Annotated in this window: 9 protein-coding genes and 1 pseudogene; 9 read left to right on the top strand and 1 reads right to left on the bottom strand. The window is 64.7% G+C overall.

The window, feature by feature from the left end:
• From AOZ49_RS33645 to AOZ49_RS20520, 3 genes and pseudogenes are all read left to right on the top strand, one after another.
• Nucleotides 1–235 (top strand): annotated as a pseudogene (locus AOZ49_RS33645) (MFS transporter); the annotation flags it as partial.
• Between the two features lie 123 nt (nt 236–358).
• Entirely contained in the window at nt 359–1681 is a 1323-nt protein-coding gene (locus tag AOZ49_RS20515) for a UDP-glucose dehydrogenase family protein (RefSeq protein ID WP_054433801.1), read from the top strand.
• Nucleotides 1678–2739, top strand: coding sequence for a glycosyltransferase family 4 protein (locus AOZ49_RS20520; RefSeq protein WP_054477436.1), 1062 nt, complete (start codon nt 1678–1680; stop codon nt 2737–2739). Before AOZ49_RS20515 ends, AOZ49_RS20520 begins: the two co-directional genes overlap by 4 nt.
• A 9-nt stretch (nt 2740–2748) precedes the next feature.
• On the opposite strand, the gene AOZ49_RS20525 is transcribed toward AOZ49_RS20520, so the two are convergent.
• Nucleotides 2749–3240, bottom strand: coding sequence for an Lrp/AsnC family transcriptional regulator (locus tag AOZ49_RS20525; protein WP_054477438.1), 492 nt, complete (start codon nt 3238–3240; stop codon nt 2749–2751).
• Between the two features lie 151 nt (nt 3241–3391).
• Here AOZ49_RS20525 and glmS point away from each other — a divergent pair, with 151 nt between their 5' ends.
• From glmS to AOZ49_RS33020, 6 genes are all read left to right on the top strand, one after another.
• On the top strand, nt 3392–5224 hold the full coding sequence (gene glmS, locus AOZ49_RS20530; protein ID WP_054477440.1) for a glutamine--fructose-6-phosphate transaminase (isomerizing): 1833 nt from the start codon (nt 3392–3394) through the stop codon (nt 5222–5224).
• 330 nt (nt 5225–5554) lie between these two features.
• Nucleotides 5555–6538, top strand: coding sequence for a DUF1852 domain-containing protein (locus AOZ49_RS20535; RefSeq protein ID WP_054433809.1), 984 nt, complete (start codon nt 5555–5557; stop codon nt 6536–6538).
• Between the two features lie 25 nt (nt 6539–6563).
• Complete coding sequence (locus tag AOZ49_RS20540) at nt 6564–7592, top strand: methionine synthase (protein ID WP_180180076.1); 1029 nt, start codon at nt 6564–6566, stop codon at nt 7590–7592.
• 110 nt (nt 7593–7702) lie between these two features.
• Entirely contained in the window at nt 7703–8212 is a 510-nt protein-coding gene (locus AOZ49_RS20545; RefSeq protein ID WP_054477442.1) for a flavin reductase family protein, read from the top strand.
• A gap of 78 nt (nt 8213–8290) precedes the next feature.
• A complete protein-coding gene (locus AOZ49_RS20550) occupies nt 8291–9772 on the top strand; it encodes a methylenetetrahydrofolate reductase C-terminal domain-containing protein (protein ID WP_054477444.1) in 1482 nt (493 codons plus the stop codon).
• 106 nt (nt 9773–9878) lie between these two features.
• On the top strand, nt 9879–10585 hold a 707-nt coding region (locus AOZ49_RS33020; protein WP_197286753.1), incomplete at its 3' end, for a hypothetical protein.

Raw genomic sequence — 10585 nt, forward strand, 5'->3', positions numbered from 1 at the left:
GCCCAACAACCGCGCCATGCTGTCGGCCGCCCCGCGCTCGCGCAGCGGCGCGGCGGGCGGCCTGCAGGCCACCACCCGGGTGTTCGGGCAGAGTTTCGGCACCGCGCTGGTGGCGATCGCCTTCAGCGTCAGCGTGGCGCATGGCCCCGGACTGGCTCTGGTGCTGGGCACGATCTGCGCCGCGCTGGCGGTGGTGGTGAACACGGTGCGCTTCAGCAAGCTGCGGGCGCCGTAGCGCGCCCTCCGTTCCCGGGCCGGGCGGCGCCAGACCCGCCGGCCGGCCCGCTTCTATAATGGCGACCGGCGCTGGGGTGGGATGCCCCGGCGCGATGATTACCTATTTTTAAGGCGTTCAGGCATGAAGATCACGGTCGTGGGTACCGGTTACGTAGGGTTGGTGTCGGGGGCGTGCCTGGCCGACATGGGCAACGACGTCATGTGCCTGGACGTGGACGCGGCCAAGATCGCCCTGCTGCGCCAGGGCGGCATTCCGATCTACGAGCCGGGCCTGGAAGACCTGGTGCGGCGCAACGTGCAGGCAGGCCGGCTGCATTTCACCGATGACGTGGCGCAGAGCGTGGCGTTCGGCGACGTGCAGTTCATCGCCGTCGGCACGCCGCCGGGTGAGGACGGCTCGGCCGACCTGAAGTACGTGCTGGCCGCGGCCCGCAACATCGCCCGCCACATGACCACCCGCAAGCTGATCGTGGACAAGTCCACCGTGCCGGTCGGCACCGCCGACAAGGTGCGCGCCGCGGTCGAGCAGGAGCTGGCCGCGCGCGGCGTCGAGGTGCCGTTCAGCGTCGCGTCCAATCCCGAATTCCTGAAGGAAGGCGCGGCGATCAACGACTTCATGAGCCCGGACCGCGTCATCGTCGGCGCCGACGACGACTACACCATCGGCGTCATGCGCCGTATCTATGAGCCGTTCCAGCGCACCCATGATCGCCTGATGGTGATGGATGTGCGTTCGGCCGAGCTGACCAAGTACGCCGCCAACGCCATGCTGGCCACCCGCATCTCGTTCATGAACGAGATGGCCAACCTGGCCGAGGCGCTGGGCGCCGACATCGAGCAGGTGCGCCGCGGCATCGGCGCCGATCCGCGCATCGGCTACCACTTTCTGTATCCGGGCGCCGGCTACGGCGGCTCGTGCTTCCCCAAGGACGTGCAGGCGCTGGTCAACACCGCCGCCGAGAATGCGCTGCCGATGCGCGTCATCGAGGCGGCCGAGGCCGCCAACCACGCGCAGAAGTTCCGCCTGTCGGAAAAGCTGGTGGCGCGCTACGGCGAGGACCTGAGCGGCCGCAAGTTCGCGCTATGGGGCCTGTCGTTCAAGCCCAATACCGATGACATGCGCGAGGCGCCCAGCCTGACCGTGATCGCCGAGCTGACGCGGCGCGGCGCCAGCGTGCGCGCCTACGATCCGGTGGCCATGCACGAGGCCGGCCGCGTGCTGGCCGGCCAGGCCGGCGTGAGCTTCGCCACCGACATGTACGACGCGCTCGACGGCGCCGACGCGCTGTTGATCGCCACGGAATGGAAGGTCTTCCGCGCGCCCGACTTCGACCGCGTCAAGGCCCTGCTCAAGACCCCGCTCATCATCGACGGCCGCAACCTCTACACGCCGGCCGACGTGCGCGCCCAGGGCTTCGAGTACTCGGGCATCGGCCGCGCATGAAGATCCTGCAGCTCAACTTCGAGAAGGGCTGGCGCGGCGGCGAGCGGCAGACGCTGTATTGCATGCGCGCCTTCCGCAATGCCGGCCACCAGGTCGAAGTGCTGTGCCGCGAAGGCGGCCCGCTGGCCGAACGCGTGCGCCAGGAGGGCTTCGTGGCGCACACCGTCCGCAACGTGCCGGCGCAGCTGGCGTTCCTGGCGCGCGCGGGCAGCGGCTATGACATCATCCATGCCCAGACCGCCAACACCATCACCTGGGCGGTGCTGACCAAGTGGCTGCACCGGCGCCCGGTGGCGTTCTCGCGCCGCACCTCGTTCGTGGTCAAGCCGAACGAGGAATGGAAGACCGGCTACAAGTGGCGCCACACCGACCTGTTCGTGGCGATCAGCGACATGGCGGCCAGCGAGCCGCGGCGCCTGGGGCTGGACCCGGTCATCATCCGCAGCGCGGTCGAGCCGCACCAGATCAACCAGGCGAACGTCGCCGCGCTGGTGCGCGAGTTCGATCTGGAAGGCAAGAAGGTCATGGCCACGTCGGCCGCGCTGATCCGCGACAAGGATCCGGTGACGCTGGTGCGCGCGGTGGCCGAACTGGCCAGGACGCGGCGCGACTTCGTCTTCCTGCATTTCGGCGCCGGCGGCGACCGCGAACAGCAGGCGCGCGACGAGGCGCGCGCGCTGGGCGTCGAGGACGTCTATCGCTTCGCGGGCTTTCGCAAGGGCGTCGAGGATTTCTACAGCATTCTCGACGTCTTCGTCATGAGCTCCGAGGAAGAGGCGCTGGGCAGCAGCGTGCTGGACGCCTTCCTGCAGCGCGTGCCGGTGGTGTCCACCGACGCCGGCGGCTTGAAGGAAAGCCTGGCCGATGGCCGCGGCGTGCTGTGCGCGGTGGCCGACTTCCATGCCATGGCGCAGGGCATGGCGCGTTGCCTGGACGATGCCGCGTTCCGCCAGGAGATCACCGACCGCGCCTATGACTACGTGCGCGACGAGCACGACGTGCAGAAGATGGGCAATCGTTATTTGGCGCAGTTCGAGCGGTTGCTGGCGGCCCGCTGAGGCGCGTCGCTATGGCGTCCGCAGGTCGATGCGGGTCTCGAACTTGGCGCGATGGACCGAGAAGAACGTGCGCACGTTGCGCACGTTGGCGTGCGCGGTGAAGGCGCGGTGCGCCAGCGCGTGATAGGCCGGCATGTCCCGGACCTGCGCGATCACCACGAAATCCGGCCCCGGCGACACGCGGTAGCACTGCAGCACCGCCGGTTCGGCCAGCATGATCTGTTCGAAGGCGTCCAGGCTTTCGGCCGCCTGCACGTCCAGCGTGATCTCGACGATGGCGGTCAGCGTGCTGCCCAGCTTCTCGGCCGCCAGGATGGCCACCTGGCGCGCAATCACCCCTTCTTCCACCAGGCGCCGCACCCGCCGCAGGCAGGTCGGCGGCGAGGCATGCACGCGCGAGGCGAGTTCCTGGTTGGTCAGCGAATTGTCGTCCTGCAGCCGTTCCAGGATGCGCAGGTCCAGATCATCCAGTTCGGGGTGGGAAAGCGGCGGATTCTGCATGATTAATTCACTAATCCGTTATTTGTGAAATATTATTTAATCACAAATATGTAAGTGAATAAACTGTCAAATCTGAGCAGATAAAGAAATCAAATTTCTTGGTGCTGCGCGCACAATGCGTTCCGTACTCGAACTTTCCGGAGTCTCTCCTATGTGCGGCATTGTTGGCGCCGTCGCCCAGCGCGACATCACCCCGATCCTGGTCGAAGGCCTGAAGCGGCTGGAATACCGTGGCTATGACTCCTGCGGCGTCGCCGTGTATGCCGACGGCCACCTGCGCCGCACGCGCAGCACCCAGCGCGTGGCCGAGCTGGCCGAACAGGTCGCCCAGGACCACCTGCAAGGCTTCACCGGCATCGCCCACACCCGCTGGGCCACGCACGGCGTGCCCGCCACGCACAACGCCCACCCGCACTTCTCGCGCCTGGGCAACGACGAGCCGCGCATCGCGCTGGTGCACAACGGCATCATCGAGAACCACGACGAACTGCGCGCCGAGCTGCAGGCCGTGGGCTACGTCTTCGAAAGCCAGACCGACACCGAAGTGATCGCGCACCTGGTCAACCACCTTTACGCTGGCGACCTGTTCGAGGCCGTGCAGAACGCTGTGCGCCGCCTGCATGGCGCCTACGCCATCGCCGTGTTCTGCCGCGACGAACCGCACCGCGTGGTCGGCGCGCGCCAGGGCTCGCCGCTGGTGGTGGGCGTGGGCCAGAACGAGAACTTCCTGGCCTCGGACGCGCTGGCGCTGGCCGGCACCACCGACCAGATCATCTACCTGGAAGACGGCGACGTCGTCGACCTGCAGCTGGCGCGCGTCTGGATCGTGGACGCCAACGGCAAGGACGTGAAGCGCGAGGTGCACACGGTGCACGTGCACACGGGCGCGGCCGAACTCGGCCCCTATCGCCACTACATGCAGAAGGAAATCTTCGAGCAGCCGCGCGCCGTCGGCGACACGCTGCAGGATATCGAGTCCATCACGCCCGAACTGTTCGGCGACGACGCCTACAAGATCTTCAAGGACGTCGACTCGCTGCTGATCCTGGCGTGCGGCACCAGCTACTACGCCGGCCTGACCGCCAAGTACTGGATCGAATCGATCGCCAAGATCCCCGTGGCCGTCGAAATCGCCAGCGAATACCGCTACCGCGACAGCGTGCCTAACCCGCGCTCGCTGGTGGTGACGATCTCGCAGTCGGGCGAGACCGCCGACACCCTGGCCGCGCTCAAGCACGCCCGTTCGCTGGGCATGGAAAACACGCTGACCATCTGCAACGTGTCGACCAGCGCCATGGTGCGCGAGTGCAAGCTGTCGTACATCACGCGTGCTGGCGTCGAAATCGGCGTGGCCTCGACCAAGGCCTTCACCACGCAGCTGACCGCGCTGTTCCTCTTGACGCTGGCGCTGGCGCAGGTGCGCGGCCGCCTGACCGAGGAGCAAGAGGCCGAGCACCTAAAGGCGCTGCGCCACCTGCCCGTGGCCATCGGCTCGGTGCTGGCGCTGGAACCGCAGATCATGGCGTGGGCCGACCGCTTCGCCTCCAAGGAAAACGCGCTGTTCCTGGGCCGCGGCATGCACTACCCGATCGCGCTGGAAGGCGCGCTCAAGCTCAAGGAAATCAGCTACATCCACGCCGAAGCCTACCCGGCCGGCGAACTCAAGCACGGCCCGCTGGCCCTGGTGACCGAGCACATGCCCGTGGTCACCATCGCGCCCAAGGACGAGCTGCTGGAAAAGCTGAAGTCCAACATGCAGGAAGTGCGCGCGCGCGGCGGCGAGCTGTACGTGTTCGCCGATGCCGACAGCAAGATCCAGAGCGCCGAAGGCATGCACGTGATCCGCATGCCCGAGCACTACGGCAAGCTGTCGCCGATCCTGCACACGGTGCCGCTGCAGCTGCTGTCGTATCACACGGCCTGCGCCCGTGGCACCGACGTGGACAAGCCGCGCAACCTGGCCAAGAGCGTGACGGTGGAGTAAGCCGCGTCCGAACAAGGCCGTTGGCCAAGAACGCGTTGAATTGATGAGGGGAAGCCGGACCGGCTTCCCCTTGTCGTTTCCGGGGCCGCCAAGCGGGGCCGCCAAGGACCGTTTGCCAGGTCTCGTGCGCGCCCGCCGGATCATGAGCCGAACTAATGATTTGATCGAAATAAAATCATTTTTATTCATGGAAGGCGCGACATAAAATACGACCCGAATGTTGACAGTGTCAATACTGCTAAATCAAAAAAATCCAAAAAAGCATTGGAAATTACTGAAAGCAGGAAACAGTCGCGGGTTTTATTTCAGAAATTTGGGCGCCGGATCAGAATGAGTAAAGAGTTCACATTTGCCATCAAGAGCATTTGTTTCGACGAGGATTATCGTCCCGCGGACAATACGCGAATCACGACCAACTTCGCCAATCTGGCCAGAGGCGCGAGCCGTCAAGAGAACCTGCGCAACACGCTGGCGATGATCGACAATCGTTTCAATGCCCTGGCGCATTGGGACAATCCCAAGGGCGACCGCTATGCCGTCAACCTTGAAATCATTTCCGTCGAGCTGAATATCGAGGGCGAAAGCAGCGGCAATGGCCTGCCGCTGATCGAAGTGCTGAAGACCAGCATTCTCGACCGGAAAACCAATGAGCGTTTCGCAGGCATCGTGGGGAACAACTTTTCCTCCTACGTGCGGGATTACGATTTCAGCGTGCTGCTGCTGGAGCACAACAAGAACCAGCCCGCATTCAGCGCGCCGGAGAATTTCGGCGACCTGCACGGCAAGCTCTTCAAGAGCTTCGTGAACTCGAGCGCCTACAAAGAGAACTTCAGCAAGGCGCCCGTCATCTGCCTGAGCGTGTCGAGCAGCAAGGTCTACCAGCGCACCGAAAACCAGCATCCCGTGCTGGGCGTCGAATACCTGCAGGATGAATATTCGCTGACGGACGAGTATTTCAAGAAAATGGGCATGAAGGTTCGCTACTTCATGCCGCCGAACAGCGCCGCGCCGCTGGCTTTCTACTTCACCGGCGATCTGCTGGGCGATTACACCAATCTCGAGCTGATCAGCACCATCAGCACGATGGACACCTTCCAGAAGATCTATCGGCCCGAGATCTACAACGCCAACTCGGCCGCGGGGAAGTCCTATCAGCCGAGCCTGAAGCACCAGGATTATTCCCTGACGCGCATTGTCTACGATCGGGAAGAACGTAGCCGGCTGGCTGTCGAGCAGGGCAAGTTTGTCGAGGAACACTTCATCAAACCGTATCAGGCGGTTCTCGAGCAGTGGTCCGCGGCTACCCCTCATTGATTAATAAAGAGCATCAGGTCTTATCGTGAAAAAATTGCTTCCCACCTCCACCGCCGGCAGCCTGCCCAAACCTTCCTGGCTGGCAGAACCCGAGACCCTGTGGTCGCCCTGGAAATTGCAGGATGGCGGACTGATCGAGGGCAAACAGGATGCCCTGCGCCTGTCGCTGCAGGAACAACAGCACGCCGGCATCGACATCGTCAGCGATGGCGAACAGACGCGCCAGCATTTCGTGACGACGTTCATCGAGCACCTCGATGGCGTGGATTTCGAGAACCGCAAGACCGTTCGCATCCGTGATCGCTACGATGCGAGCGTGCCGACGGTGGTGGGCGCCGTCGCCCGCCGCAAGCCGGTCTTTGTCGAGGATGCCAAGTTCCTGCGCCAGCAGACCAAGCAGCCGATCAAATGGGCCCTGCCGGGTCCCATGACGATGATCGATACGCTGTACGACGATCACTACAAGAGCCGCGAAAAGCTGGCCTGGGAATTCGCCAAGATCCTGAACCAGGAAGCCAAGGAACTCGAGGCGGCCGGCGTCGACATCATCCAGTTCGACGAACCCGCGTTCAACGTCTTCTTCGACGAGGTCAATGACTGGGGCGTCGCCACGCTGGAGCGCGCCATCGAAGGACTGAAGTGCGAAACCGCGGTCCACATCTGCTATGGCTATGGCATCAAGGCCAATACGGATTGGAAGAAGACGCTGGGCTCGGAATGGCGGCAATATGAAGAAGCCTTCCCCAAGCTGCAGAAGTCCAATATCGACATCGTTTCGCTGGAGTGCCACAACTCCCACGTGCCGATGGAGCTCATCGAGCTCATCCGCGGCAAGAAGGTGATGGTGGGCGCCATTGACGTGGCGAGCAATACCGTCGAAACGCCCGAGGAAGTGGCCAACACCCTGCGCAAGGCGCTCAAGTTCGTGGATGCCGACAAGCTCTATCCTTGCACCAACTGCGGCATGGCCCCGCTGTCTCGCGCGATCGCACGCGCCAAGCTGAGCTCCCTGAGCGCAGGCGCGGAGATCGTCCGCAACGAACTCTCGAACTGATTTCGAGACGGCAGATGGCCGTCGCAAGCTGCTTGCGACGGCCAGACTCGCAAGGCCTTCCGTAGCGCTTTCGCGCTGCGCCCCGTCGCCAGTATTCGGCAGTACCTACTATGTCACTCCTCAGTCCCGCCATCGAGCTGTTGCGCTTTCGTGAAGCGCTCGGGCACTACGCGTCCGGCATCACGGTGGTCACCACGCACATCGATGGCGAGCCGATCGGCTTCACCTGCCAGTCGTTCCACAGCGTGTCGATGAGTCCGCCGCTGGTGTCGTTCAGCGTGATGTCCAGCTCGGCCAGCTATCCGAAGATTCGCCAGGCGGGCCGTTTCGCCGTCAACATCCTGTCGGAAGCGCAAGTCGAGGTGTCCAACCAGTTCGCCCGGCGCGGCACGGACAAGTGGCGCGGTATCGACTGGCAGGAATCGCCGCTGGGCAATCCGCTCATTGCCGGCAGCCTGCACTGGATCGATTGCGAGATCCATGCGGAACACGCCGCGGGCGATCACGTGATCGTGATTGGCGAAGTGAAGGCGCTGGATCTGCAGGAAGCCGCCGCCACGCAGCCATTGCTGTATTTCAAGGGGCAATATCGCAACATCGCCGCGCACGGCGCGGCGTGAGCGCGTATCGCCGCTGGCCGCATCCTTGGTGGCTTGAGGTTGCGCGGCGCCCTTTGATCGACACGGTATCGAGCTGTCTTGAGTTCATTGAAACAGGCGCTGGGCGAAAGACGCTTCGCCTGCGTGCTGGAGATCATTCCCCAGCATGCGCCCGCGCGCCAGGCCGCGCTCCAGCGGATCGTGCGGCGCGGGCGCCTGGCCGGCTGGCCGTTGCTGCCGGCCTTCGCCGATCGTGTCGGCCTGCATTCTGACCTGAGCCCGCTGCAAGGGGCCGGCGCGTTGGGCGATCCGGCTTCATCCCTGCTGCACTTTTCAGGCAAGGATCGCGCGCGTGCCGACCTGCTGCGCCAGATGGACGCGATGCAGGCGCGGGGCCTGTCGCAACTGCTGCTCCTCAGTGGGGACCGCCTGCCGGGCCATGATCCGGGACGGGCGCCCGTGCGCTATCTGGAGTCGGTGCCCGCGCTGCAGATTGCCCGCGAGCACGGCCCGGACTGGCTGCTGGGCGCCGCGTTGAACCCATTCAAATACCGCGAGGAAGAAGGCGCCGCGCAGTACCTGAAGGCGCAGAAGAAACTGCTGGCGGGCGCGGATTTCCTGACCCTGCAGCTGGGTTTCGACGCCGCCAAGCATCTCGAGGCCCAGGCCTGGATGCGCGCCCAGGGCCGCGTCAAACCCATGCTGGCCTGCGTGATGCAGCTGACCCACAGGCGCGCGGCGGCGTTGCAGGACGTGCCCGGCATCGTCATCACCGACGCCATGCGCGAATTGCTGGGCAGGGAGCAACAGATATCACCCGCCCATGCCAGCGCGCGCAGCCTCGAGCGGCTGGCGTTGCAGATCGTGGGCCTGCAATGGATGGGTTATGCCGGTGTGCATCTGTCCGGGGTGCATACGCTGGACGAACTGCTGTTGCTGGAGCAGGCGATCGCCGAGCAACGCGATGCGGTGACCTCGCTGTCCGACTGGGCGCAGCGATGGCAGGCGAGTTGGCGGATGCCCGGCATGCCCCAGGCAGGCTTCGCCCCTGACATTGACACGTGGGAGCTGGGGCAGTCCGATGTCGCCGCCACGCCTGGGGAGCGCTTGCGCTATGCGCTGCTTTCCACGGTGCATGAACAGCTCTTCAATCGCACGGGATGGCTCGGCAGCGCCTTTGGCTGGAGTGTGACGCGGCCGTTCTGGAAGACCGGCGTGGCGGCGCAGGCGCTGCACGCGGTCGAACGGACGCTCAAGCGGCCGCTGGTCGGCTGTGACACCTGTGGCACCTGCCGCTTGCAGGACACGCTCTATGTCTGCCCCGAGACCTGTCCCAAAGGACTGGCGAACGGCCCCTGCGGCGGCACTCGGCTCAATCGGTGCGAATTCGGCGACCGGGAATGCGTGCACAGCGTCAAGTATCGGATCGCCAAGTCCGCGGATCAGTTGCCTGCGCTGGCGCAGACATTGATTCCCGGTATCGAAGCGGGCGACCGGCATCGCAGCTCGTGGCCCGAATGGTTCAAGCCGGAGGATCCGACGCCGGGCAATGATTGCCAATCGTTGCCAAAGTCTGGTTGACGCCTCGATGCTCCCTCAGAATGCACCACGCCTTGGCGTTCGCCTGCCTGTTGCCTGAAGTGGAGCCCATCCCATGCGTACCGAAACGATTTCCCGACTGGCCGCGGTGGCGGCCGTTGCCGTGCTGGCGGGCTGCGCGCAACCTGTGTCGACCCGCGAAGTCGCGCTCAATGCCGATGCCTACACCACGCGCACCCTGTCGCCCGATGCCCTGCCGCCCGCGGTGCGGGCCAGGCTGCCGGCGGCGGGCACGCAGCCCATGGGGTTTCGCGTCTTGCGCCTGACGGGCACCCAGCATACCGTCGGCATCGACCACGTCGCGGTGGACAGCGAGTATGAGTTGACGTTCCACAATGACCGCGACGATGGCACGTTGCGCAGTATCTATATCGGCAAGCTCAATGGCCTGCCGGTCAACTATGTGTTGGCGCTCAACTATCGCAGCCTGGCGCTGCTGATCCATCAGGCCGGCGGATTCAAGGCCGCGCAGGTGCCGCCGCGCTGGATGGTGCGCGACATCCAGCAATGGCCGGGCGATGTGTTGGCCAATCCGCCGGAAAATGCCCGGTTCACGCTCGAGAGCGAGGGCGGATGGGAAGGGCGGCGGGCCGGGCCCAGGCAAACGCTCACCTGCGCCAGCGGCACGGATTATCCCGCCAGCCGGGTCCTGACGCAGATCCCGGGGCAGGCGCTCGATGTGAACTGCGTCGAGACCAGCGAGAACGGCGTGCCGGTCCGCAAGCTGCATTACGTCTTCCTGCGCCGATTCGGCCTCACCATTACCGCCGAGATCGCGACGGCCAGGTCGGTGAC

The sequence above is a fragment of the Achromobacter sp. 2789STDY5608615 genome (assembly GCF_001298995.1).
GTDB lineage: Bacteria > Pseudomonadota > Gammaproteobacteria > Burkholderiales > Burkholderiaceae_B > Achromobacter > Achromobacter insuavis.